Genomic DNA, 25,028 nt, shown 5'->3' with positions numbered 1-25,028 from the left:
AAATCTTGGACACAAGATTGGAGGTGCAGTACATTATGACTCCTTTTATTTTATCTTTTGGATTTTCTTCTTTCTTTTGTTCCTGCTTTTTTTTTTAAAAAATTAAACATAATAAATACTCCTTTTTATTTTAATTATACCATAAGAAATAAAAAGCTTGACAAAAATATGTATTGTGTGTATAATACGTGTGAGATGTTTCGTATGTATCAGTTTGATTTGTTTTTAGAAAAAATAATTATGATAAACTAATATTGAATTTATAAAAAAAGTTAAAGAAAAATAAAAAAAATTTACAACATCAAATAATAGGAGAAATGAAAATAATTTATTATAAGGGAGAATAATATGGAAAATTTAGAGAAAATGAGGGGGGCTAATAACAAATCTAAAAATAATCTGAGAAAAAACATCTTAATAAATTCAGACGACTTTAATCGTGTAAATATTTATGCAAAAAAAGTTGGTATTAGTTTTTCAGAAATAGTAAGAACTGCGACATTAAAATATGTCGAAGAGCAAGAAAATCTTGACTTAGCTGCTTTTTTAAGGGCTAATTGTCCTTCTGTTCCGGAAAATGAAGAATACGAAATTATTGAAGCATTAAATAATTTAGATGAAGACGATCTGGGAGAGGAGATCAGCCTTGAAAGATTTTTACAAGGTTCTTTATAAAAAAGAAACTAAAAAATTTTTAAAGAAAAATCCTAAAGTGGGATACAGATTCTTAAAAAATTTTGAAGAATTAGCAAAAGACTTTCATCAAAATTATAAAAATTTTGATATTAATGTTTATAATTCTATTTCTAATGCCTTTAGAATGCGTATAGGAGACTATAGAGCAATATTTTTGGTAAAAGAAACTGAAATAAAGATTATTGAAGTAATAAAAATCGATAGTCGTGGCAGTTCTTATAAAAAATAAGGGTTAAAACCCTTATTTTTTTATTTTTATAAGTAAACTAAATTTATTTTTAATAATCAAAAAGATATACTTATGAATATATTGAATGACTTTCAGAGGAGGCAATCGTCTCCTCTATTTATAGTTATTAAAAAAATTGTATTACAAAATATCCAACTATGTTGGATTAAAAGAATATTAATGATACTTTTTAAGTGGCGGATAAAGATAATGATAGAATTCCCATACAATCATCCTGATTTTACATTCAGGACAGAAAAAGGGATTCATTCCAAAAGTTATGTACATCTGTCTCTGATAAAATGAATATTTTGATACGACAATATTTTTCTTAAAAGGCTGCATAGCCTTTTTAAGTTTATCGGAAATATGTCTTGAATAAAAGCCGTACCTGTTTACCATTTTAAAGTTTTTAGGAGGTAGGTGAATGAGAATCTGTGAGATAAATTTTTCGGCAGACATTGTAATGAAAGTTTTCTTTTTATTGTTAGCTAAATCATTGAAAAAGAAAGTAACTTTATCATCATCAATTTCAGTAATCTTGTATTCGGCAATAGGAGAACGGGCGAGGTATCTTCCGAGATATCTGATAATACCCTTTGTGTTGTTGATGTTACCTTCACCGACATTAAAGAAGAATCTTTTGTCTTCCCTGTAAAGTTTGGAAACAGTGTCCAAGGCCTTCTTTTTAATTTTACTATCATTATATTCTCCATTCTGAATAATTTTGAGGACATGGTACTTCCATTGACCAGCAATAGTATCCACATTAAAATGTCTCATTTTCCTGAAGTCAAAATTTTTAGTAAATCCTCCCAGAGAAACAATGGCATGGATATGTGGATTCCATTTAAGATCTCTTCCGAAGGTATGTATAATTGAAATGAGGCCATAGTGCAGGATGTCAGAGTCAGTGAAATATTTTTTGGAATATTTTGATATTTTATTTTTTCTCAGATTTTTCTTACTGATGTTATGGAAGGTGAACTTAAAGATTTCATTAACAGTGACAGAAAGCTTTGAGAGGAGGTTTCTGTCATAGAAGAAAAATTGTCTGCATTCTTTAGGGATAGTAAAGAGAACATGCCGATGTTCAATATTCAGAATATGTTTCATAATATTCTGAGACCAGATTTTGGAATATTTGAAACCACATGAAGGACAAAGCTTAGACTTACAAGTAAGAGGGAACTTGTGGATAATGGGACAGAGAGGGTATTTAAATTTAATGAAACCCTTGGACATATCTCTACAAGCGAGGAACTTATCGATAGAGTGTATAATATATTTAAGATGATTTGTCCTGATATTATTTTTCTTACAAAAATCAATAAAATTTAGTAGAATGTTGTTATTACTGAAGATATATTTCAGTTTATTTTGGATGATATATTTGTTTGTCATGAATATATTATATCAAAAATCAGCCGAATTTCAAATTCGGCTTTTTTTAGTATTTAAAAGGATAATATTGTATTATAGTAACTTTTAGTATACTAATGAAAATATATAGGATATATCGATGAATAAAAAAACGTAATCAAAAAGAATTTAAAAGTGCTATTGACTTTTTGAAAAAACAGGGTATAACATTGTTAACAAATAATGAACACATAAAAATAAATTACTAACAAAAATCAATAAATTTTAGGAGGAAAAAATGGCTAAATTAGACGAAATAACAAGAGAATCTTGGATTTTAAGTACTTTTCCTGAGTGGGGAACTTGGTTAAATGAAGAAATCGAAGAAACAAAGGTTGAGCCTGGAAAAGTTGCTATGTGGTGGCTTGGAAATATGGGACTTTGGGTAAAAACTGAAGGAAATGCAAATATCTGTATGGATCTTTGGGTTGCAACAGGAAAAAGAACAGGTAAAAATAAATTAATGAAACCTAAACATCAGCATCAGAGAGCAGTAGGATGTGTGGCATTACAGCCAAACTTGAGAACTACTCCTTGCGTTATAGATCCTTTTGCTATAAAGGAACTTGATGCCCTTATGGCTACTCACTCACACAGTGACCATATAGATCAGAATGTAGCGGCTGCAGTTCTTCAAAACTGTCCTGAAGCAAAATTCATAGGGCCTAAGACTTGTACAGATATATGGAGAAAATGGGGTGTACCTGAAGAAAAACTTATAACTGTAAGACCTGGAGATGTAGTGACTGTTAAGGATGCAAAAATAAGAGCTCTTGAATCTTTCGACAGAACAATGCTTCTTACAGTAGCTGAAGATGTTGTTTTAAAAGACAAACTTCCACCTGATATGGATGATATGGCAGTTAACTACCTGATTGAAACAGAAGCAGGTAATATATATAATGCAGGAGATTCACACCACTCAAACTATTTTGTAAAACATGGAAATGAAAATAAAGTTGATGTGGCATTTGTAGGATTTGGAGAAAATCCAAGAGGAATGACAGATAAATTAACTTCTTCAGATGTACTGAGAGTAGCTGAGGAATTAAAAACTCAAGTTGTAATACCAATACACCACGATATATGGTCTAACTTTATGGCTGATCCGAAAGAAATTACTTTATTGTGGAATTATAGAAAAGACAGAATGAAATACAAATTTAAACCATATATATGGCAACCAGGAGGAAAATTTGTATTCCCTGATAACAAAGATGATATGGAATATATGTATCCAAGAGGATTTGAAGATGCGTTCACTATAGAACCTGATTTACCATTCAAATCATTCTTATAGAAAAAAGACGATATATTTTGAAAAGAGTATATTGAAATAGATGTAGGTATCAAAAATAAAAATAATTTAAAAGGAGAAAAAAATGAATTTTTTAATGGCAATAGGGACATGGTTTGGACAAAATATATTAACTAAACCGGAATTTTTTGTAGGTCTTTTAGTTTTCGTAGGTTATTTATTCTTAGGTAAGAAAATATATGAAGCAGTTGGTGGATTTATTAAAGCAACTGTAGGATACATGATATTAAACGTAGGTGCAGGTGGACTGGTAACAACATTCAGACCAATTCTGGCAGCATTAAAGACTAAATTTCAATTGGATGCGGCAGTTATAGATCCATATTTTGGATTGCAGGCTGTTGATGATGCGATTAAAGGAATGATAGAACAAGATCCTTCAAAAGCAAGTCTTGCCGCATCAGTTATGATGGCATTATTAATCGGATTTATTGTAAATATAGTATTAGTTTTATTCAGAAAAATTACTAAAGTAAGAACATTGTTTATAACAGGGCACATTATGCAGCAGCAGGCTTCAACAGCTTCATGGATGATTTTCTTCCTGTTCCCTCAGTTCCGTAACATATGGGGAATCGTACTTATAGGTTTATTTTCAGGAATATACTGGGCAGTAGGATCAAATCTTTCAGTTGAACCAACTCAAAGATTGACTGAGAATGCAGGATTTGCTATAGGGCATCAACAGATGTTTGCTATTTGGGCTGCTGACAAATTAGCTCCAAAAATAGGAAATCCTAAAAAGAAACTGGATGACCTGAAATTACCTAAATGGTTGACAATGTTACATGATGACATTATTGCGACAGGGCTTATAATGATAATATTCTTCGGGGTAATAATGTTAGTATTAGGACCTGAATTCTTCACTGCAAAATTTGGAAAATGTACAATTGCAAATGGAGTACAGACTTGTCCAGTTATAAATCCTAATGGAGTAGCAGTAGGGGCATTTAATCCTAAAAAACTTTCATTTGGAACTTATGTTGTATCAACTACATTACTGTTTGCAGTATATTTGACAATATTAAAAACTGGTGTTAGAATGTTCGTATCTGAATTGACATTATCATTCCAAGGAATTTCAAATAAAATATTGCCAGGTTCATTACCAGCAGTTGACTGTGCGGCTTCTTACGGATTTGGATCACCAAGTGCAGTATTATTTGGATTCTTAGTTGGGACAATAGCTCAGTTTATATCAATAGCAGGATTACTTATATTCAAATCACCTGTATTCATAATAACAGGATTCGTTCCGGTATTCTTTGATAACGCTACTATCGCAGTTTATGCTGATAAACGTGGTGGAGCAAGGGCTGCGTTAATACTGTCAGCACTGTCAGGAGTATTACAAGTATTATGTGGAGCAGTTGCTGTTGCTTTATTCCAGTTAAAAGGTGGATGGCATGGAAATATCGACCAAAGTACAGTATGGCTTGCTCAAGGATTTGTAATGAAGTATTTAGGAGTAGCAGGATATGTGCTAGTAATTGTAGCAATGCTGATAATTCCTCAGTTACAATATATGAAATCTAAAAATAAGGAACAATATTTTGAAGGAACAGTGGATTTAGGAGAAAATTAAAATATAGAAAAGAAAGAGAGAAGTGATAATAATGATGAAAGTACTTGCAGTATGTGGAAGTGGAATGGGAACAAGTATGATTATGAAAATGAAAGTGGCTCAAGTGCTGAAAAAGCTTGACGTTGACGCAGATGTAAATTCATGCAGTCTGGGAGAAGCAAAATCAGGGCTTGCAAACTATGATTTAGTTTTAGCTTCAACTCATATAATAAATGATTTAAAAGGTGGACCAAACACTAAAATGATAGGACTTTTAAATCTTCTTGATGCAAATGAGCTTGAAACAAAGTTGAAAGAAGTTGGAATCGGTTAATTTAAGTAATTTTATGACAAGGTAGAGATAAAATTTGGAGGATATAGAATGAATTTAATGGATTCGTTAAAGGAAAATAATTCCGTAGTGTTAAAGCAGCATGCATCAACTTGGGAAGAAGCAATAGAAGCGTGCATGAAACCTTTAGTGGAGAAAAATGCTGTGGAAAGAAGCTATGTTGATGCAATAATTGAAAGAACTAAGGAACTGGGACCATTTTACGTACTTGCTCCAGGGCTTGCAATGCCTCATGAAAGACCGGAAATGGGAGTAAATAAAAATTCCTTCAGTTTTGTAACACTTGATCAGCCGGTTGCATTTCCTGACGGACAGGAAGTAGATATACTGATAGGTCTGGCGGCAGTTAATGCAGATGTACACAATGGAGAAGCTATCCCTCAGATAGTAATGCTTTTTGAAGATGAAGACGTATTTGATAAAATAAGAGCGGCTGCAGTTCCGGAAGATATTTATAAAATAATCAGTGACGCAGTTGCCGGATAAATTAAATTAAAAATTACAATCAGAAGTATGCCGGCAAGTTAAAAGTCGGCATATTTTACTAATAAAAAATAGGAGGATATAGATATGGCAAGACCTTTATTACAGGTAGCATTAGATCATTCAGATTTACAGGGGGCAATAAAAGCCGCAGTGTCAGTAGGCCATGAAGTAGATGTTATAGAAGCAGGAACAGTTTGTCTGTTACAGGTGGGGAGCGAACTTGTAGAAGTTTTAAGAAGTCTTTTTCCTGAAAAGACAATAGTAGCTGACACAAAATGTGCAGATGCAGGTGGAACAGTGGCAAAAAACAACGCAGTAAGGGGTGCCGACTGGATGACATGTATCTGTTCAGCAACAATCCCGACGATGAAAGCCGCTTTAAAAGCAATAAAGGAAGTACGTGGAGATAAAGGGGAAATACAGGTGGAACTTTATGGTGACTGGACTTACGAACAGGCTCAGCAATGGCTTGATGCCGGAATAAGCCAGGCTATATATCATCAGAGCCGTGATGCATTACTTGCCGGAGAAACTTGGGGAGAAAAAGATCTGAACAAGGTTAAGAAACTTATTGAAATGGGATTCAGAGTATCAGTAACAGGTGGATTAAGCACTGAAACACTTAAACTGTTTAAAGGAGTAGATGTATTTACATTCATTGCAGGACGTGGAATTACTGAAGCTGAAAATCCTGCACAGGCTGCAAGGGAATTTAAGGAAGAAATAGCTAAATACTGGTCTGAATAGTGAAATTATTTCTTTTATGATGAAAACAGGTTATGTGAAAAAATTGAATTTCACAGGAAAAACGGTTTAGAATAAATTTTAATAGAAGAGGTTAATAATGAGAGATTTAAATAGACTTAATTTGGGAATATATGAAAAAGCCCTTCCTAAAGATATTGACTGGATTGAAAGAATACATCTTGTAAAGGAATGTGGATATGATTTTGTTGAAATATCAATAGATGAAACAGATGAAAGGCTTGCAAGACTTGACTGGTCTGATGAGGAAATTAACAGAATACATGCTGAGCTTGTAAATACAGGAGTCAGAATTCCATCAATGTGTTTTAGCGGACATAGAAGATTTCCTATGGGAAGCATGGATGAAAAAACAAGGGAAAAAGCAATGGAATTAATGCAGAAGGCAATAATTTTTGCTGATAAGATGGGAATAAGAACAATTCAGATGGCCGGATATGATGTTTATTATGAAGATGGAAGTGAACAGACAAAGAAATATTTTATAGAAAATTTGAAAAAAGCTGTAGAATGGGCATCTTCTTATAACATTACACTGTCTATAGAAATAATGGATCATCCATTTATAAATTCCATTACAAAATATATGGAATATGCAGAAATAATAAAATCACCATGGCTAAAAGTTTATCCTGATGTGGGTAACCTTACTGCATGGCCTGAAAATGATACATTGAAGGAATTGGAACTTGGAATAAAGAACGGTGAAATAACAGGAATTCACTTAAAGGATACATTGGCAGTAACAGACAGTTTTCCAGGAAAATTTAAGGAAGTTCCTTTTGGAGAAGGATGTGTAGATTTTCCAAAAGTTTTTGCTAAATTAAAGGAATTGAACTATAAAGGACCATTCTTAATAGAAATGTGGACTGAAAAATCTGATAATCCAATTGAAAAAGTGAAAAAAGCTAAAGAATGGATGCTTGGAAAAATGAGAGAAGGAGGATTTATTTAATGCTTGAAAAATTAAAAGAGGAAGTGTATAAGGCAAATCTTGAATTACCTGCAAAAGGGCTTGTGCTTTTTACATGGGGAAACGTGAGTGCCATAGACAGGGAAAAAGGGCTTGTAGTTATAAAGCCCAGCGGAGTGGAATATGATAAAATGAAGGTTGAAGATATGGTAGTTGTTGATCTGGATGGAAAAGTAGTGGAAGGAAATTTAAACCCTTCTTCTGATACGCCTACACATGTTGAGCTGTATAAAAAGTTTCCTGAAATAGGCGGAATAGTGCATACACATTCAACAAATGCAACAATATGGGCACAAAGTGGAAGAGATATTCCTGCGTATGGAACAACTCATGGAGATTATTTTTACGGACCTGTTCCATGTACAAGAAAAATGACTCCTGAAGAAATTGCCGGAGAATATGAAAAGGAAACAGGAACAGTAATAATAGAAACTTTTGAAAAAAGGGAAATAAATCCTAAATTTGTTCCTGCAGTAATAGTTCATAGCCACGGGCCTTTCACATGGGGAAAAAATGCGGCTGAAGCAGTGTATAATTCAGTTGTACTTGAAGAACTTGCAAAAATGGCAATATTTACAGAACAGGTAAATAAAGATGTAAAACCTATGCAGCAGGAGCTGCTTGATAAGCATTTCCTGAGAAAGCATGGGGAAAATGCCTATTATGGCCAAAAGAAAAAATAAATAAATTTACTATAAAAATAATTTTTTTGTGGTAAAATAAATTAAGAAATGATAGAATAGACTTGAAAAATTTTTAAGTTACATGACATTAGTCAGTTACATTATTGAAAGGTGGATAAAATGGACGAAAAGCAAGATATAAAAGCAAATCCCAATCTTGTTATAGCCTTGGGTTATTACATTAGAAATAAGCGTTTACAGAAGAATATCGGCCTAAGGGAAATGGCAGAATTGCTGCATATAAGTCCTGCTTATTTATCTAATTTGGAATCAGGAAAGCACAGTATGACAAATCCTCTTTTGCTGAAGAAGATTTCTAAGATTTTAAATGTCGATCATCTGAAGCTGTTTAAGATAATAGGTTATACAGATAAGGATATGTCAGATTTAAAAAAGGAAATAATGTCTGAGCTGATAGAGGAAATCTCAAATATAGAGATAGGAAAGATTTTGGAGGAACTCATGAAAATGGAACCGGAAAAGGTCTTTCTGGTGAAAGAGTATATAGGTCTTTTAAATAGAGGATAGAATTTATAAGATATGAAAGGACTGTTTCAAAATTTAGGAAATATGAAAACTATAAATAATTTATAAATATAGTTTTTACACTATTTTTCAATTTTTTTGAGGCAGTTCTTTTTTTTCTGAAATATATATTTAAAATTAGAAAAAATATGTTAAAATATAGTACAAATATAAAAAATGGAGGAGGAGATTTATGAAAAAATTACTTTTAATAGTTTTAATGGTATTATCTTTACAGCTATTTTCAGAAGATTACAAAGTAGTCCTTAAAAAAGGGGTTACACTGTCACAGCAGGAGATAAATAAGAATAATAAGGAAATAGAAGTAGCCTTCAAAAGGGATTATCGACTTATTACAGCGGCAACATTTGAAGGAGTGAAAGCAATGGCTTCCGGAATGATGGAAAGCCAGTTAAATTTACCTGCAATGGACAGCAAGACTTCCAGGAAAGTAATGAAGAAAACGGAGGAATATACTATAGGTTTGTTTAATGAATTATTAAATAAATACAAAACAAAAATTATAAAAATAAGATATGCGGCAAACGATATTGTAGAAGTGACAGCAGAAATATCAATTCCTGATATAACGAAAAGTTTTGATAATTATATGCAGCTAATGTCTGAAGATGATATTTTCAATGAAAAAAAACTTGCAGAAATGTCAAAATTACCTAAAGAAGAATTTGAGGATATAATAATAGAAAAAATGTTTGATAATATGACAAAATCCTTTAAAAATATAGAAGGTTATACTTCCATGAAAGGAACAATTTATCTTGAAAAGGATAATGGAAGATGGGGAGTGGCTGAACTGGAGGAAAAGGTAAGAAATTTCAGGGAAATGTATAAAAAATCAAAATAATTTTTATATAAATATTATCAGGAAAGCTTTTTATGTAAAATAATATGAAAGACTGGACTTATTTCAGTCTTTTTTGATATAATGGGTTAAGATTTAAAAAATATTGGAAAATAAAAGAACAAGGAGAAACAAAATGAAAAAAATATTTTTAGTTTTGTGCCTGGGAATAATAGGATTTAGCAGAATTTCATTAGCAGCTGGAGAAACAGGAGAAGCAATAACAAAAGTAAAACAGAATGCAGAAAAGATAGAAAGTGAAACAAGTGCCGATAAAGCCGAAGAAGCAAAGGAAGAAAAAGTGGAAAAGAAAAAATCAAAATTATCAAATCCTTTCAAGAAAAAGAAGGTGGAATGGGAACTTGTCTGGAGGGACGAGTTTGATGAAAATAAACTGGATACTTCAAAATGGAGTTACTGGGAAAATGGGAATCCATGGAATTCAGGAAATTACCTGGATGAAAATGGCGATTTAGTAGACCAGTATGGATTTAAGGTAAAGCAGTATTATTTAAGGGATAATGTAAAATTGGAAAATGGTTATCTTGTAATAACAGTAAAAAAGGAAGATAATAAGACAGTAAAAATAGATGGAAAAGATAGAAAAATTTTATACAGTTCAGGTGCAGTACATACAAAGGATAAATTTGCAGTTCATGAAGGAAAGATAGAAATGAGAGCAGCAATGCCTGAAGGAGTGGGTACATGGCCTGCATTCTGGACATGGCCGGAGGGATACTTACAGGCATCAAGTCCTACTCCGGCAAAGGAAGAAATAGATATATTTGAAATATATGGAGAGAACTTACAGAAAGTTACAGGAACAGCTCATGCATTAAAAGCTGATAACACTTATGCATCATTTATAGGTAATGATCTGAAAATTAAGAAAAATGAAGATTTAACAAGATTTAACACATATGCAGTAGAATGGGATGAGAAAGAAATAAAATGGCTGTTTAATGGAAGGGTGTATAAAAGATTATCCATGAAAAAAGTGGCAAAATCAAGTGAAAATACATTTAAGTTACCGCATTTTCTAATGATTAATGTTGCATTACAAAATAAAACAGGTGAAGATGGAGATGTTAAATTTCCTACAGAAATGAAAGTTGATTATGTAAGGGTTTATAAAAAGAAATAAAAAATTATAAATGAAATATAAATAAGAATTTTGGGAGGACTTCAAATGAAAACATATTTAGTAACAGGGGCAGCCGGATTTATAGGTGCAAATTATTTGAAGTATATCTTGAAAAAATATGCAGATAAGGAAGATATTAAAGTAATAGTTGTGGATGCTTTAACCTATGCAGGAAATTTGGGAACTATAAGGGAAGAATTAAAAAATCCCGGAGTTAAATTTGAGAAGGTTGACATTAGGGACAGAAAAGAAATAGAAAGAATATTTTCTGAAAATGATGTTGATTATGTAGTGAATTTTGCCGCAGAGTCACATGTAGACAGATCTATTGAAAATCCTCAGATATTTCTTGAAACAAATATTCTAGGAACTCAGAATTTACTTGAAAATGCTAAAAAGGCCTGGACAGTTTCTAAAGATGAAAATGGATATCCTGTTTACAGGGAGGGTGTGAAGTATTTACAAGTATCTACAGATGAAGTTTACGGAAGTTTATCCAAAGATTATGAAACAGCGATTGATTTGGTAATTGAAGATGAGGAAGTGAAAAAAGTTGTAAAAAACAGAACTAATTTAAAAACTTATGGAGACAATTTTTTTACAGAAAAAACACCGCTTGATCCAAGAAGTCCTTATTCTGCATCAAAAACAGGGGCTGATCATATTGTAGTTGCATATGGAGAAACTTATAAAATGCCAATAAATATTACAAGATGTTCCAATAACTACGGTCCATATCATTTTCCGGAAAAATTAATTCCTCTAATGATAAAAAATGTTCTTGAAGGTAAAAAACTACCTGTTTATGGTAAAGGTAACAATGTAAGGGACTGGCTATATGTGGAAGATCACTGTAAAGGAATTGATTTAGTAGTCAGAAATGGAAAATTAGGAGAAGTTTACAACATTGGTGGATTTAATGAAGAGCAGAATATAAATATTGTAAAATTAGTAATTGATATCTTAAAGGATGAAATTACTGCAAATGATGAGTATAAAAAAGTGCTGAAGACAGATTTATCAAATATAAATTATGACCTGATAATTTATGTCCAGGACAGATTGGGACACGACATGAGATATGCAATTGATCCTTCAAAAATTGCAAGGGAACTGGGATGGTATCCTGAAACTGATTTTGAAACAGGAATAAGAAAAACTGTAAAATGGTATCTTGAAAATCAGGAATGGGTAAATGAAGTGGTTTCGGGAGATTATCAGAAATATTATGATGAAATGTATGGAGGTAAATAGAATGAACAATTTTACTGTGAAAAAGACACCAATTAAAGATCTTGTAATAATTGAAACAAAAGTTTTTGGAGATTCAAGAGGTTTTTTTATGGAAACATATAATCAGGCATCTTTTGAAGAATTAGGACTTACAATGAATTTTGTTCAGGATAATCACTCTAAATCTAAAAAAGGTGTATTAAGGGGACTTCATTTTCAGACAAAGCACACTCAGGGAAAACTGGTAAGAGTTATAAAAGGACGTGTTTATGATGTTGCAGTGGATTTGAGAAAAGGAAGTGAAACTTTTGGTCAATGGTATGGAATAGAGCTGTCTGAAGAAAATAAACTTATGTTTTATGTTCCTGAAGGGTTTGCACATGGATTCCTGACATTAGACGATGAAACAGAATTTGTATACAGATGTACAGATTTATATTCTCCTGAATATGACAGCGGTATTTTATGGAGTGATAAAACATTAAATATAGACTGGAAATTTGAGGAATTTGGAATAAATCCGGAAGAACTTACAATTTCTGATAAAGATCAGAAACAGCAGGAATTTAATCCTGATAAGAATTATTTTGAATAGATAAAAAATAGGAGGCTGCCTCAAAATTTAGATAATATTAAAATCATATTTATAAATAATTCGTAAATATAGTTTTATATTATTTTTTAAATTTTGAGATAGCCTCGTTTTAGTAAAAATAGGAAGAAAGGCTAAAAATTATGTATGATTTAACGGCGTGTATGGTAACTTATAACACTGATGAAGAAGTCCTTGGAAAAATAATCAACTGTTTTCAGAAATTAAAACTGAACTTTAAATTATTTATTTCAGACAATTCAGAAAAGAACGGATTGGAAGAATTTATAAAGAAGTTCAGTGATGACAGGATAGAGTATATATTTAATAATTCCAATAACGGTTTTGGAGCGGGACATAATATTGTAATAGAAAAACTTCTGAAGGAGAAGAAAGATAAAGGAGAAAATATAACAAAATATCATCTTATAATAAACCCTGATATAGTTTTTGAAGAAGGTACAGTTGAAAAAATATATGACTATATGGAACAGCACCCTGAAATTGGGCAGATAGGGCCGAAAATAAAGGATCCGGATGGTAAAGTAAACTACTCGTGCAGATTACTGCCTACTCCTTTTAATCTAATCTTCAGGAGATTTCTTCCATTTAAGAAACTGATTGCAAAAATGGATTATGAATATGAAATGAGGAAATACGACTATAATCATATTATGGAAGTTCCTATTGTTTCAGGATGTTTTATTTTTGTACCTTTTAAAGTTTTTGAAGAAGTGGGGAAATTTGACGGGAGATATTTCATGTATATGGAAGATTACGACTTATGCAGAAGAATAGGAGAAAAATTCAAGGTTATATATTATCCTGAAGCTGAAATTATACATGAACATGGGAAAGCATCGTATAAATCCCGTAAAATGATGATAATCCATTCACAATCAGCAATAAAATATTTTAATAAATGGGGATGGTTTTTTGACAAGGAAAGACACAAAAAAAGAAAAAATTTTCTAAAGTAAAAAAAATTATGGTATAATAGATATGTCATAAATTTAAAAAGGATAATCAATTCGTGAGAAAGGAAAGTATCAGATGCTAGTTTTAAGTGAGGAAGATAAGAAGAAAATTAAAATTTTTGCAGGACCTTCAAGTGAAGATTTAGCAAAAAAAGTTTCAGAAGACCTGGGAATGAGTTTAAATTTAGTAAAAATGAACAGGTTTGCAGATGGTGAAGTTTTTATAAAACCTGAAGAAAGTGTAAGAGGCTGTAAAGTATTTGTTATTCAGTCAACTTCAAATCCGGTAAATGAAAGTCTTATGGAACTTCTGGTTTTCATTGATGCGTTGAGAAGAGCTTCAGCAGAGGAGATAATAGCTATAATTCCTTACTATGGCTATGCAAGACAGGATAGAACTGCAAGTCCTAGAGAGCCGATAACAGCCAAATTAGTTGCAAATCTACTGGCAGAAGCAGGGGCTACAAGAGTAGTGACTATGGATTTACATGCAAGACAGGCGCAGGGATTTTTTGATATTCCTGTAGATCATATGGAAGCATTACCAATTCTGGCAAAACATTTTATAAAACAGGGATTCGGCCCGGAAGACACAGTTGTAGTGTCACCAGATGTGGGAGGAGTTAAAAGAGCAAGAGGACTGGCAAAATGGCTTCATACACCTTTAGCAATAATAGATAAAAGAAGACAGAAGGCAAATGAGTGTGAAGTAATGAATATAATTGGAGATGTGGACGGAAAGAAAGTAATTCTTGTAGATGATATGATAGATACTGCAGGAACTATATGCAATGCTGCAAAAGCCCTTATAGAAAGAGGTGCAGTAAAAGTATATGCATGTGCGACACATGCTGTATTTTCAGGTCCTGCAATAGAAAGACTGAAGGAATCAGTATTTACAAAAGTTGTTGTAACAGACAGTATTTATCTGTCAGAAGAACAGAGATTTGACAAGCTTAGAGTCCTTTCAGCAAGTGAAATATTTGCTGAAACAATAAAAAGAATAGCAAAGGATGAGCCAATCAGCTATCTTTTTGAAATGCCGGCAGAACAATGCTAAAAATTAATATTTAAAAATGTAAAATAAATAGGAAAGGCATCTTGCTTTTTATTGTTTTTGTATTATAATTATAGTGTAAAGAATTAAATGAATTAGAAATATAACCAGATATAGCAGGTAATTTTGGGGAAACTCTGATTTTTATATGAAAATATATAAATAATTTATTTGAAGGAGCTGGTATTATGACCTTTTCAGAAGCATTTACAATAATAAGAGAAGATGGTGCAAAAGCAATGAGATTGCCTAAATGGAATAACGATGTCAGAGTAAAGGTTCAAAACCTTGATGGAACTTTATGTAACACACACCCTTACTTATATGTAGAAAGCAGATTCGGCAGAGTACCTTGGATTCCAAATTATGTTGAATTATTTGCCAAAGAATGGGAAATAGTTTAGAAAAAAATTATGAAGTCACTATCGGGATTATGTACATATACAGAATAATTCCGGTATGTGACTTTTTATTTAGCCCCTGTCTTGAAAAAACTGCACTTTTTTGTTATACTTTATAAAAAGATAATTAAATTTATAAAATATGTATGATATAAAATTTTTGTTTATAATATTTTCTAAAATTTTATGGAAATTAGAACAAAAAATATAGATTATATGTAAAATATGGAAAGGATGTAGAAAAGATGAAATTAAATTTTAGCTATCAATTTGCAAAAAATTTTATTAGCGATGAAGAAATAAAACAGATAAAACCATATGTTGAACTGGCAAATGAAGTTCTGACATCTAAAAGTGGGGCAGGAAATGATTTCCTTGGATGGCTGACATTACCGGAAGATTATGATAAGGAAGAATTTGCAAGAATAAAAAAGGCTGCAGAAAAAATAAAATCTGATTCGGAAGTTCTTATTGTAATAGGAATAGGGGGATCATATCTTGGGGCAAAAGCGGCAATTGAATTTTTATCACACAGTTTTTACAACAATCTGCCTAAGGAAAAAAGAAAAGGGCCTGAAATTTATTTTGCAGGAACAAATATGAGTGGAGTTTACTTGAATCATCTGATAGATTTAGTAGGAGACAGGGATTTTTCAGTAAATGTAATTTCAAAATCCGGAACTACAACTGAACCTGCAATAGCATTCAGAGTGTTCAAGAAAATGCTTGAAGATAAATATGGCAAGGAAGAAGCAGGAAAAAGAATATACGCTACAACAGATAAGGCTAGAGGAGCATTGAAAACATTGGCTGATGCAGAAGGATATGAAACATTTGTTGTACCTGACAATGTTGGAGGAAGATTTTCAGTGCTGACAGCAGTTGGATTATTGCCAATTGCAGCTGCAGGAATAGATATCGATGATTTAATGAAGGGTGCTGCAGATGCTGTAAAAGACTACAGTGGAAAAATACTTGAAGATAACCAGACTTTACAATATGCGGCAGTAAGAAACATTCTTCTTAGAAAAGGAAAAAATATAGAAATAATGGTAAATTATGAGCCAAGACTTCACTATTTTGCTGAATGGTGGAAACAGCTGTTTGGAGAATCTGAAGGAAAGGATGGAAAAGGACTTTACCCATCTTCTGTAGATTTTTCAGCTGACCTGCATTCTCTTGGCCAGTACATTCAGGAAGGACAGAGAATGTTCTTTGAAACAGTAGTTTCAGTGGAAAAACCTGAATCTGAATATGTAATTGAAAAAGATGCGGAAAACCTTGACGGACTTAACTTCATAGCTGGAAAAACTTTAGATTATGTAAATAAAAAAGCTACTGACGGAGTTATATTGGCACATATTGATGGAGGAGTTCCTAATCTTGGTGTAAATATACCTGAAGTTACTCCTTATCACTTAGGATACGTTTTCTACTTCTTTGAAAAAGCATGTGGAGTAAGCGGATATCTTCTTGGAGTAAATCCGTTTGACCAGCCGGGAGTTGAAGCGTATAAGAAAAATATGTTTGCACTGCTTGGAAAACCTGGATATGAAGAAGAAGGTAAAAAGCTTGAAGCAAAATTAAGCGAAATGAAATAAAACTGAATATAAAATATTTGAGGGGACTGTCTCAGAAAATTTTAGTGAATGAAAAAATATAGTTTTCATGTTCTTTAAATTTTGAGCCGGTCTCCTTTTTTGCTATTAAAACTATTTGATTTTCAAATGAAAAATAATCTTTTTCAATTTATTGACTTAAGCAATTTTAAAGATATAATAAAATTAGATAGGGAATGTTATTTTCTAAAATTTGACTTGAAAGGAATGGAATTATGAAAAAAAGAATAGCAGTAATAAGTGTTATGATGGAAAATGCTAAAGAGCATCAGAATGAATTTAACAACATCGTGGCAAGCTTTCAGCAGCATATTTACGGAAGAATGGGACTTCCTTTTCATAATGAAGGTGTATCAGTAGTTTCAATAATAATGCTTGGAACAATGGATGAAATAAATGCATTTACAGGAAAATTAGGAAGCATCCCTGAAATACAGGTGAAAACTACAGTTTCTAAAAAAGAAATGGATTAAAACATTTAGGAACACTGGAAATTCATGGAAATTGATTTTTAAAGAGTTTATGAGGTGAGATGATAGTTGAGGTTTAAAATACTATATGCTAATGGAAAAGAAGCTTGAAATGACAATTTCAAAGCTTTCTGATCCAAAAGGAGATGAAATTAATGGAAAGATTCAAGGAACATGTAAAAATTGACAGAGAGAAAATATTTCAATTGTTGGAAGAAGGAAAAAATCCTTCAAGGGAAGACATACTGGAAATACTTAGAAAAGCAGAAAACAAGGAAAAAATAACACATCTGGACATAGCAAAGCTTTTACATATCGAGGATACCGATCTGGTTGAAAAAATGTTTCAGATAGCTGGAAAAATAAAAAAAGATGTATATGGTAACAGGGTAGTTCTGTTTGCACCACTTTACATAAGTGATTTTTGTGTGAATAACTGTGTTTACTGTGGATACAAGAGGGAAAACAAATTTCATCGTAGAAGACTTACAATGGAAGAAATAAAAAAGGAAGTTATGATTCTTGAAGAAATGGGACATAAGAGACTTGCTCTGGAAGCAGGGGAAGACCCTGTAAACTGTGATATAGAATATATATTAGAAGCAATAGATACAATTTACGACACTTATAATAAAAATGGTAAAATAAGAAGAATAAATGTAAATATAGCTGCAACAACAGTTGAAAATTACAGAAGATTAAATGAAAAGGGAATAGGAACTTACATTTTGTTTCAGGAAACTTATGATGAAGAAGTTTATAAAAAAGTTCACCCTAAATGCCTAAAGGGAAACTATGACTACCATACAACATCTTTTGACAGGGCAATGGAAGCAGGGATAGAAGATGTAGGAGCTGGAGTTTTATTTGGACTGGCAGATCCTAAATTTGAAGTATTAGGACTTATGATGCATAATGAGCATCTGGAAAAAAGATTTGGAGTAGGATTCCACACAATTTCAGTTCCAAGATTAAGACCTGCAGAAGGAGTAAACCTGGAAACATTCCCTTATCTGCTGGATGATGAAACATTTAAGAAAATCGTTACAATTATAAGAATAGCAGTTCCATATACTGGTATGATACTGTCAACAAGGGAAACAGCTGAAATGAGGGAAATACTTCTGCAGCACGGAATTTCTCAGGTAAGTGCAGGTTCATGTACAGGAGTTGGAGGATATGAAGAGCACATAAAGGGAAGAAATGTAAATCAGTTTGCCACTGCCGATGAAAGAAGCCCAAAACAGGTAATCGAAGATCTTATGGCGGCAGGATATATTCCTAGCTACTGTACTTCATGCTACAGAACAGGAAGAGTTGGAGAAAAATTCATGGAAATAGCAAAATCTGAAAAGATTCATAATTTGTGTAAACCAAATGCCCTGACAACACTTGTGGAATATGCGGTAGATTATGGAGATAAGGAATTACTTGCAAAAGTGGAAAAATTTGTGAAGGAACAGGCGGCAACAATTGAAAATAAAAAACTGGAACAGTTTGTTCTGAAAAATATAGATAAACTGAAGGCAGGAGAAAGGGATCTGTATCTATGATGGAAAGATTAAATACGCCTGACTCAAACAGAAAGCACATAGCCTTTTTTGGAAGAAGGAATGCTGGAAAGTCGAGTATTTTTAATCTTCTGCTAAATCAGGAAATTTCACTGGTTTCAGATGTTTCCGGAACAACTACGGATCCAGTCTACAAGTCTATGGAGCTGATAGGCTACGGACCTGTCAGGATTATAGATACGGCAGGGCTGGATGATGTTGGAAGTTTAGGAAAAATGAGAGTTGAAAAGACAGAAGAAATTTTGCAGAAGACAGATTTAGCAATATATGTTCTGAATGCCGGAAAAATAGACAAGGAGGAAAAAAAGGAAGCGAAGCTGTTTTTTCAGAGATTCAGGATACCTTATGTTTTTGTCTGGAATAAACTTGATCAGCTGAAAGAGGAAGAAAGAAAAAAATTAAGGAAGGAAAATTCAGGAGATAGTTTTTTAGATGAAAATATAAACTTAAAAAGGGAAAACTTATTGGAAATAATACTGAAAAATCTGAAAGAACAGGAAGAAGATCCACCATTAATAGGAGATCTGGTTGCCTATGGTTCGACAGTTGTGCTTGTAGTACCAATTGATTCAGAAGCTCCGAAGGGAAGACTCATACTGCCACAGGTTCAGGTAATAAGGGAATGCCTTGATAACGGAATAAAAACAGTGGTGGTGAGAGAGACTGAACTTGAGGAAACAATAAAGGAAATTCAGAAAATAGACCTTGTAATTACAGATTCGCAGGTGTTCAAAACAGTGGATAAAATAGTTCCTGACCATATACCTCTAACCAGTTTTTCAATGCTGTTTGCCAGACAGAAGGGAGATATAAGGGAGTTTATCAAAGGGATTGAGGCACTGGAAGAACTGAAAAATAAGAAGGAAGGAACTGTCCTGATTGCAGAAAGCTGTACTCATACAACTTCACATGAAGATATAGGAACTGTAAAAATACCTAATCTTCTAAAGAAAAAAATAAACCCCAATCTGAAGATTATTTTTCAGAATGGTGCAACTTTTAAAGAGAAGGAGTTTCACATGGAAAATGTGGACCTCATTATTCATTGCGGTTCATGTATGATAACTAGGAAGAATATGTTAAACCGTATACGGATAGCAGAAGAAAAAGGAGTTCCTATAACAAATTATGGAGTAACACTTGCCTATCTGACAGGCATACTTGACAGAGCCATAAAAGGCACTATACGGGAATAAAAAATGTTTACTGTTTATTTTATAAAAATTTAATTGTATAGAACGGATATTTGTTGGAAATAAAATGGACTTATTCACTGGTTCGGAAAGAAATTTTCAGATATCCGTTTTATTTTTTACTATAATATTTTTTAAATAAATTTATATCTGTATTATTTTATGGGTTGTTGTACTTAAAAATTTTGTATAGACTAAAACCTATAAAAATGATACAATTTACTATTCAAAATAGGAATATAAAGTTAACATAGGAGGTATATATATGAACAGGGAAAATTTATGGAAAAATTATACTGAAGATGAGAAAAAAAGAATTTTTGAATTTTCGGAAGAGTATAAGGCATACCTTGATTCTGCAAAGACAGAAAGGGAATTTGTAACTGTTACGGAAGAAGAACTTAAGAAAAATGGGTTTGTGAATATAAACGAAAAGACAGAATTGAAAACAGGAGATAAGGTTTACTTTAATAATAGGGATAAAAACCTTATTGCAGTAATAGTGGGAAAAGATATTAAAAGTGGAATTAACATGATAGTTTCACATATTGATTCTCCAAGACTTGATTTAAAACCTAATCCAATAAAGGAAGAAGAGGAATTTGCCCTTTTAAATACACATTATTATGGAGGAATAAAGAAATATCAATGGGCAGCTACACCTTTAGCACTGCATGGAGTAGTATTCCTTGCTGATGGGAAAAAAGTTACACTTTCAATAGGTGAAAAGGATACAGACCCTGTATTCAGTGTACCTGATATACTTCCACATCTGTCATATAAAGTTCAGGATGATAGAAATACAAGGGAAGTTATCAAAGGTGAGGAACTGAAACTTTTATTTGGAAATATGCCAGTAAATGATGAAAATGTAAAGAAACAGACAAAACAGCTTGTACTTAATAAGCTTAAGGAAGAATATGGAATAGAGGAAGATGACTTTATTACAGCAGAACTTGAAGTAGTTCCGGCGGGGAAATTAAGAGATGTTGGAATTGACCAGAGTATGATAGGAGGATATGGACAGGATGACAGAATATGTGCATATACTTCATTAAGAGCCCTTTATGAAGTGGAAAATCCTGAAAAGACTGTAATGGTATATCTTACAGATAAGGAAGAAATAGGAAGTGAAGGTTCTACAAGCTTGAAGACAACATTACCTGAATTAATTGTAGGAAAACTTCTTTCAATGACTGAAAAAAACTACAATGATCAGATTCTGAGGGAAACCCTATGGAATTCAAAGGCATTGTCATCAGATGTTACTGCCGCAATGAATCCTGTATTTAAATCTGTTCACGATCCTGAAAATGTTGCAAGACTTTCTTATGGACTGGCATTTGCAAAATATACGGGAAGTAGAGGAAAAGTATCGGCAAATGATGCAGATGCTGAATTTATTCAGGAAATAAGACAGATATTTAATAAAAATGATATAAAATATCAATTTGGAGGATTTGGAAAAGTTGACGAAGGTGGAGGAGGAACAGTTGCAAAATTCCTTGCCTACTATGGAATAAGAACAATAGACGCAGGACCGGCACTTTTATCGATGCATTCACTGTTTGAAATATCCTCTAAGGCTGACTTGTATGAAACATACAGAGCGTATAAAGTATTTTTTGAAATATAGATTTCCATATCTGGAAAACAGAGGATAAGAAGTTTATATATAAAGGAATTGGGAGAGAAATGAAAAGCAGAGTATTAATATTCAGAAACAACGAATTATACAAAAAAATAGAGCTGAAAAAAAGAAACGACGGAATATACATATGCAAATGGTCAAATATAGAACCGGGAAGCTATTCTTTTTCGCTGGAAGATGAAAATGGAAATCTGGAGGGAGTTACTTACAATCATACAGCTCCCTTTGCAACTGATTTTGAAGCAAAGGCAGAAAAGAATACTCCTCCGAAACCAATAACAGGATTCCAAAAGGGACTGGATATTCTGATAACTTATGATGCTGAAAAAAACAAGGTTTTATTTTCAAAAACAAAATTTCATAGAATGAAACTGGATATAAAGGATTTTAATCTTGAAAAAGCTGATGAAATAAAAATATCAGGAATTTTTAATGGATGGACTACAGATGATGAGCCCGTCCATCATATAGAAGATACTCTTTATGAGATTGAACTGGTATTATCTGAAGGAACTTATGAATATAAATATCTGATTGATAATGAATGGTATCCGAAAAATGAAAACCTGAAGCTTATAATCGGAGAAAATGGAGCATTGTTTCCACAGGGGGATCTTGGTACAGGAAAATTTGTATTTGAAGCCATAGATAGAAAAACTAACCTTAAAGCAATAGTTCATAATTATGAAAGCCTGAAATATTTTAATAAGCTTTCAGACAGGGAATATGAGTTTAAAATAAGAACCCAGATGAATGATGTGGAAAGAGCTTATATAAGTGTGGTTCTTAACGAAGAAGACAATTATGAGATGATTTATGAGCTGGAAAGATTTAGGGACAAAACAAATGGTTTTGACTATTTTGAAAGAATAATCGACTTTGGAAAGGAAGTTGAAAAGATTCTTTATTTCTTCGTTCTGGAAGATGGTGGAGTTAAGGCATACTTTGACGGAAAAGATTTGTCATACGAGAAAAAACCAAAGAGGCTGTCTGTAAAAACTTCATCGGAAGATATTCAGATTTTTAAAGTACCTAACTGGTCCAAGGAAGCAATCTGGTATAATATATTTCCTGACAGATTTTATAATGGAAATAACTATAATGACCCTATTTTCAATGAATTTGGTCCGGAGGCATTTAAAGCAAATGAGCTTCATGAACAGAACTTTATAGAAAAATATAAATGGTCTAAAAATGAAAATGAAGAGAAATTTGACAGAAATAGATGGACTTCTGATTTTAATCAGCAGGTTTCATGGGAAAAGGAAAAGGAAAAGGAAAAAAATATAAATTACAGCTTAAAATATGCAAGAATGTACGGTGGAGACCTGCAGGGAATTAAAGAGAAGATTCCTTACATGAAGGAACTGGGAATAAATGCTGTCTGGCTAAATCCGGTGTTTTTCTCATATCAGAACCATAAGTATGGAGCAAATGATTTCAGGCATATTTCTCCGGATTTTGGAACAATAAGAACAAGTGGTAAGAAACACAATGTTGACGTATCGGAAAGCAATAGCTATGGAAATAAGACGTATATTGATGTTCTTGGGAAAAATGCAGTTAATAACAGTGAACTGAAACTTCTGGAAGTAAATCTGAAGGGTGAAAATAAAGGAAAGAACGGATATGGAGAAACAGAAGATCCGGCAACATGGGTATGGACAGAATCTGATCTTATAATGGCTGATTTAATAAAGGAATTACATAAGAACGGAATAAGAGTCATATTTGACGGTGTGTTTAATCACAGCAGCGACAGGCACTGGACATTTAATATGGTAATGGCTGACGGAGAAAAATCTGTATACAAGGACTGGTATAAATTTACAGACTTTGAAAAGCATGTACCGGTAGAAGATTATTTTTCTGATGAAGATGCCTATCTCACTGTAAATGCAAATAAAGAAAGGGTAATTTACAATGCGTGGGCAGGATTTAATTCGTTGCCTGAATTTAATACATTCAATGAACACTATAAGGAGTATATTTTTAATATTACAAGAAAATGGATGTATGGACCTGACGGAAAAGTTTCTGACAACTGGCAGGAAGATGATGGAATAGACGGATGGAGGCTTGATGTTCCAAACTGTCTGGAAAATCAGAAATTCTGGCATGAATGGCGTGAAGTTGTAAAGGATGTAAAAGATGATTCCTATATAACTGCCGAGCTGTGGGGAAATGCTTCAGGTGATATAAATAACGGTAATAAATTTGATACTGTCATGAATTACGAATGGCTGAAAACGGTAATAGGATACTTTGTAAACCAGGGGAAAGAAGGCGGAGAAACTTACAAACTTACAGCTAAGGATTTTTTCAATGAACTGAGGGAAAAGAGAACATGGTATCCATTTCAGGCGTTGCAGGCTTCACAGAATTTGAACGGTTCGCACGATACAGACAGGCTTTATTCAAGAATTGTAAATGATAAGGTAGGAAGAAATCTGGAGGAAGGTAAACAGCTTGAAAAGGGATATAATGGAATAAGACCTGATTTAGCTTCAAATTATCATCCGAATACAACAATAGACTGGATTAACAGTAATATAAAGCCAAAGGATATATTGAAACTTATTTCAATTTTTCAGATGACATATATAGGAGCTCCAATGTTATTCCATGGAGATGAAGTAGGTATGTGGGGAGCTACAGATCCTTACTGCAGAAAGCCTATGCTCTGGGATGAATTTATTTACGATCTGGAAAAAAATCCTTCCAAAGTAAATAGAAATGAAGAATATGAACAATATCCGGATAAGGATTTATTTAAATGGTATAAAAAACTTATAAAAATAAGAAGGGAAAACAGAGTTCTTGTATATGGAAAATTTAAGGAACTGCTTGCTGATAATGTAAATGATGTAATTGCCTATGAGCGTACAAATGAAGGTAGATCCCTGATTACTGTTATAAATAATTCTTTTAAAGATGTTGATAATATTGAATTTATAACTTCCCATCCAAATGAAAAATATATAGATCTTATAAAGGGAACTATTGTTAAAATAGACGGAAAAGGGAAAATAAAACTATCTCTGAAAGCAAAACAGGGAATGATATTGAAACGTTGGGTAAATGAAAAAGGATCTGATAATATCAGAATGTTTAGATATTAATAAGAAAAATATTATAATCTCAAATAAAAAGAGGATGTCTCAAAATAGTAAAAATTAAATATAATATATGTAAAAGCTATATTTTATTCATTTACTAAAATTTTACTTATATAAAACAGT

At 32.5% G+C, this 25,028-nt stretch carries 24 protein-coding genes; 23 read left to right on the top strand and 1 reads right to left on the bottom strand.

Going from position 1 to position 25,028, the window contains the following annotated elements; genetic code table 11:
* Positions 1-348 precede the first annotated feature (348 nt).
* Positions 349-675, top strand: coding sequence for a hypothetical protein (locus HMPREF1984_RS02365; RefSeq protein WP_021766277.1), 327 nt, complete (start codon positions 349-351; stop codon positions 673-675).
* A complete protein-coding gene (locus HMPREF1984_RS02360; protein WP_021766276.1) occupies positions 647-925 on the top strand; it encodes a type II toxin-antitoxin system RelE/ParE family toxin in 279 nt (92 codons plus the stop codon). The genes HMPREF1984_RS02365 and HMPREF1984_RS02360 overlap by 29 nt, the downstream gene beginning before the upstream one ends.
* Positions 926-1,102: 177 nt before the next feature.
* On the opposite strand, the gene HMPREF1984_RS11090 is transcribed toward HMPREF1984_RS02360, so the two are convergent.
* Positions 1,103-2,329, bottom strand: a complete 1,227-nt coding sequence (locus tag HMPREF1984_RS11090; RefSeq protein ID WP_036099471.1) for an IS91 family transposase — start codon at positions 2,327-2,329, stop codon at positions 1,103-1,105.
* 256 nt (positions 2,330-2,585) lie between these two features.
* On the opposite strand from HMPREF1984_RS11090, the gene ulaG reads away from it, so the two are divergent.
* The 21 genes from ulaG (at position 2,586) to HMPREF1984_RS02250 (ending at position 24,908) form a co-directional block, all read left to right on the top strand.
* On the top strand, positions 2,586-3,647 hold the full coding sequence (ulaG, locus tag HMPREF1984_RS02350; RefSeq protein WP_021766274.1) for an L-ascorbate 6-phosphate lactonase: 1,062 nt from the start codon (positions 2,586-2,588) through the stop codon (positions 3,645-3,647).
* Between the two features lie 82 nt (positions 3,648-3,729).
* On the top strand, positions 3,730-5,253 hold the full coding sequence (locus HMPREF1984_RS02345) for a PTS ascorbate transporter subunit IIC (RefSeq protein ID WP_021766273.1): 1,524 nt from the start codon (positions 3,730-3,732) through the stop codon (positions 5,251-5,253).
* Between the two features lie 31 nt (positions 5,254-5,284).
* Positions 5,285-5,566 (top strand): PTS sugar transporter subunit IIB, encoded by a 282-nt coding sequence (locus HMPREF1984_RS02340; RefSeq protein ID WP_021766272.1) that lies wholly within the window; start codon positions 5,285-5,287, stop codon positions 5,564-5,566.
* Between the two features lie 48 nt (positions 5,567-5,614).
* Positions 5,615-6,070, top strand: coding sequence for a PTS sugar transporter subunit IIA (locus tag HMPREF1984_RS02335; RefSeq protein ID WP_021766271.1), 456 nt, complete (start codon positions 5,615-5,617; stop codon positions 6,068-6,070).
* A gap of 84 nt (positions 6,071-6,154) precedes the next feature.
* Positions 6,155-6,817 carry a 3-keto-L-gulonate-6-phosphate decarboxylase UlaD gene (locus HMPREF1984_RS02330; RefSeq protein ID WP_021766270.1) on the top strand — a complete coding sequence of 221 codons (663 nt, stop codon included), beginning with the start codon at positions 6,155-6,157 and terminating at the stop codon, positions 6,815-6,817.
* Between the two features lie 97 nt (positions 6,818-6,914).
* Entirely contained in the window at positions 6,915-7,790 is an 876-nt protein-coding gene (locus HMPREF1984_RS02325; RefSeq protein WP_021766269.1) for an L-ribulose-5-phosphate 3-epimerase, read from the top strand.
* Positions 7,790-8,491 (top strand): L-ribulose-5-phosphate 4-epimerase, encoded by a 702-nt coding sequence (araD, locus tag HMPREF1984_RS02320; RefSeq protein ID WP_036099468.1) that lies wholly within the window; start codon positions 7,790-7,792, stop codon positions 8,489-8,491. Before HMPREF1984_RS02325 ends, araD begins: the two co-directional genes overlap by 1 nt.
* Before the next feature lie 120 nt (positions 8,492-8,611).
* Complete coding sequence (locus HMPREF1984_RS02315; RefSeq protein WP_036099466.1) at positions 8,612-9,019, top strand: helix-turn-helix domain-containing protein; 408 nt, start codon at positions 8,612-8,614, stop codon at positions 9,017-9,019.
* A gap of 190 nt (positions 9,020-9,209) precedes the next feature.
* On the top strand, positions 9,210-9,881 hold the full coding sequence (locus HMPREF1984_RS02310) for a hypothetical protein (RefSeq protein ID WP_021766266.1): 672 nt from the start codon (positions 9,210-9,212) through the stop codon (positions 9,879-9,881).
* A gap of 133 nt (positions 9,882-10,014) precedes the next feature.
* Entirely contained in the window at positions 10,015-11,022 is a 1,008-nt protein-coding gene (locus HMPREF1984_RS02305) for a family 16 glycosylhydrolase (RefSeq protein WP_021766265.1), read from the top strand.
* Positions 11,023-11,067: 45 nt separating this feature from the next.
* Positions 11,068-12,276 (top strand): dTDP-glucose 4,6-dehydratase, encoded by a 1,209-nt coding sequence (locus HMPREF1984_RS02300; protein WP_021766264.1) that lies wholly within the window; start codon positions 11,068-11,070, stop codon positions 12,274-12,276.
* Between the two features lies 1 nt (position 12,277).
* Positions 12,278-12,850: a dTDP-4-dehydrorhamnose 3,5-epimerase gene (gene rfbC, locus HMPREF1984_RS02295; RefSeq protein WP_036099464.1), complete on the top strand. Its 573-nt coding sequence runs from the start codon at positions 12,278-12,280 to the stop codon at positions 12,848-12,850.
* A gap of 140 nt (positions 12,851-12,990) precedes the next feature.
* Positions 12,991-13,827, top strand: a complete 837-nt coding sequence (locus HMPREF1984_RS02290; RefSeq protein ID WP_021766262.1) for a glycosyltransferase family 2 protein — start codon at positions 12,991-12,993, stop codon at positions 13,825-13,827.
* 73 nt (positions 13,828-13,900) lie between these two features.
* Positions 13,901-14,884 carry a ribose-phosphate pyrophosphokinase gene (locus HMPREF1984_RS02285; RefSeq protein ID WP_021766261.1) on the top strand — a complete coding sequence of 328 codons (984 nt, stop codon included), beginning with the start codon at positions 13,901-13,903 and terminating at the stop codon, positions 14,882-14,884.
* Between the two features lie 185 nt (positions 14,885-15,069).
* Complete coding sequence (locus tag HMPREF1984_RS02280) at positions 15,070-15,285, top strand: hypothetical protein (RefSeq protein ID WP_021766260.1); 216 nt, start codon at positions 15,070-15,072, stop codon at positions 15,283-15,285.
* A gap of 242 nt (positions 15,286-15,527) precedes the next feature.
* Positions 15,528-16,883: a glucose-6-phosphate isomerase gene (locus tag HMPREF1984_RS02275; RefSeq protein ID WP_021766259.1), complete on the top strand. Its 1,356-nt coding sequence runs from the start codon at positions 15,528-15,530 to the stop codon at positions 16,881-16,883.
* A 233-nt stretch (positions 16,884-17,116) separates the two neighbouring features.
* Positions 17,117-17,374, top strand: a complete 258-nt coding sequence (locus HMPREF1984_RS02270) for a TM1266 family iron-only hydrogenase system putative regulator (RefSeq protein WP_021766258.1) — start codon at positions 17,117-17,119, stop codon at positions 17,372-17,374.
* Between the two features lie 152 nt (positions 17,375-17,526).
* Positions 17,527-18,924: a [FeFe] hydrogenase H-cluster radical SAM maturase HydG gene (hydG, locus tag HMPREF1984_RS02265; protein WP_021766257.1), complete on the top strand. Its 1,398-nt coding sequence runs from the start codon at positions 17,527-17,529 to the stop codon at positions 18,922-18,924.
* Positions 18,921-20,138 (top strand): [FeFe] hydrogenase H-cluster maturation GTPase HydF, encoded by a 1,218-nt coding sequence (gene hydF / locus HMPREF1984_RS02260; RefSeq protein ID WP_021766256.1) that lies wholly within the window; start codon positions 18,921-18,923, stop codon positions 20,136-20,138. The genes hydG and hydF overlap by 4 nt, the downstream gene beginning before the upstream one ends.
* A gap of 262 nt (positions 20,139-20,400) precedes the next feature.
* Complete coding sequence (locus HMPREF1984_RS02255; RefSeq protein WP_021766255.1) at positions 20,401-21,771, top strand: aminopeptidase; 1,371 nt, start codon at positions 20,401-20,403, stop codon at positions 21,769-21,771.
* A 59-nt stretch (positions 21,772-21,830) separates the two neighbouring features.
* Positions 21,831-24,908: an alpha-amylase family glycosyl hydrolase gene (locus tag HMPREF1984_RS02250; RefSeq protein WP_021766254.1), complete on the top strand. Its 3,078-nt coding sequence runs from the start codon at positions 21,831-21,833 to the stop codon at positions 24,906-24,908.
* Positions 24,909-25,028: the final 120 nt, after the last annotated feature.

The organism is Leptotrichia sp. oral taxon 215 str. W9775 (genome assembly GCF_000469505.1).
Taxonomy (GTDB): domain Bacteria; phylum Fusobacteriota; class Fusobacteriia; order Fusobacteriales; family Leptotrichiaceae; genus Leptotrichia_A.
This window is presented reverse-complemented; position numbering and strand designations above follow the sequence as displayed.

Bases quoted from the DNA above. Each gene is read 5' to 3' on its own strand.
- HMPREF1984_RS02365 (WP_021766277.1), top strand. From the start codon at position 349: ATGGAAAATTTAGAGAAAATGAGGGGGGCTAATAACAAATCTAAAAAT.
- HMPREF1984_RS11090 (WP_036099471.1), bottom strand. From the start codon at position 2,329: ATGACAAACAAATATATCATCCAAAATAAACTGAAATATATCTTCAGT.
- ulaG (WP_021766274.1), top strand. From the start codon at position 2,586: ATGGCTAAATTAGACGAAATAACAAGAGAATCTTGGATTTTAAGTACT.
- HMPREF1984_RS02345 (WP_021766273.1), top strand. From the start codon at position 3,730: ATGAATTTTTTAATGGCAATAGGGACATGGTTTGGACAAAATATATTA.
- HMPREF1984_RS02340 (WP_021766272.1), top strand. From the start codon at position 5,285: ATGATGAAAGTACTTGCAGTATGTGGAAGTGGAATGGGAACAAGTATG.
- HMPREF1984_RS02335 (WP_021766271.1), top strand. From the start codon at position 5,615: ATGAATTTAATGGATTCGTTAAAGGAAAATAATTCCGTAGTGTTAAAG.
- HMPREF1984_RS02330 (WP_021766270.1), top strand. From the start codon at position 6,155: ATGGCAAGACCTTTATTACAGGTAGCATTAGATCATTCAGATTTACAG.
- HMPREF1984_RS02325 (WP_021766269.1), top strand. From the start codon at position 6,915: ATGAGAGATTTAAATAGACTTAATTTGGGAATATATGAAAAAGCCCTT.
- araD (WP_036099468.1), top strand. From the start codon at position 7,790: ATGCTTGAAAAATTAAAAGAGGAAGTGTATAAGGCAAATCTTGAATTA.
- HMPREF1984_RS02315 (WP_036099466.1), top strand. From the start codon at position 8,612: ATGGACGAAAAGCAAGATATAAAAGCAAATCCCAATCTTGTTATAGCC.
- HMPREF1984_RS02310 (WP_021766266.1), top strand. From the start codon at position 9,210: ATGAAAAAATTACTTTTAATAGTTTTAATGGTATTATCTTTACAGCTA.
- HMPREF1984_RS02305 (WP_021766265.1), top strand. From the start codon at position 10,015: ATGAAAAAAATATTTTTAGTTTTGTGCCTGGGAATAATAGGATTTAGC.
- HMPREF1984_RS02300 (WP_021766264.1), top strand. From the start codon at position 11,068: ATGAAAACATATTTAGTAACAGGGGCAGCCGGATTTATAGGTGCAAAT.
- rfbC (WP_036099464.1), top strand. From the start codon at position 12,278: ATGAACAATTTTACTGTGAAAAAGACACCAATTAAAGATCTTGTAATA.
- HMPREF1984_RS02290 (WP_021766262.1), top strand. From the start codon at position 12,991: ATGTATGATTTAACGGCGTGTATGGTAACTTATAACACTGATGAAGAA.
- HMPREF1984_RS02285 (WP_021766261.1), top strand. From the start codon at position 13,901: ATGCTAGTTTTAAGTGAGGAAGATAAGAAGAAAATTAAAATTTTTGCA.
- HMPREF1984_RS02280 (WP_021766260.1), top strand. From the start codon at position 15,070: ATGACCTTTTCAGAAGCATTTACAATAATAAGAGAAGATGGTGCAAAA.
- HMPREF1984_RS02275 (WP_021766259.1), top strand. From the start codon at position 15,528: ATGAAATTAAATTTTAGCTATCAATTTGCAAAAAATTTTATTAGCGAT.
- HMPREF1984_RS02270 (WP_021766258.1), top strand. From the start codon at position 17,117: ATGAAAAAAAGAATAGCAGTAATAAGTGTTATGATGGAAAATGCTAAA.
- hydG (WP_021766257.1), top strand. From the start codon at position 17,527: ATGGAAAGATTCAAGGAACATGTAAAAATTGACAGAGAGAAAATATTT.
- hydF (WP_021766256.1), top strand. From the start codon at position 18,921: ATGATGGAAAGATTAAATACGCCTGACTCAAACAGAAAGCACATAGCC.
- HMPREF1984_RS02255 (WP_021766255.1), top strand. From the start codon at position 20,401: ATGAACAGGGAAAATTTATGGAAAAATTATACTGAAGATGAGAAAAAA.
- HMPREF1984_RS02250 (WP_021766254.1), top strand. From the start codon at position 21,831: ATGAAAAGCAGAGTATTAATATTCAGAAACAACGAATTATACAAAAAA.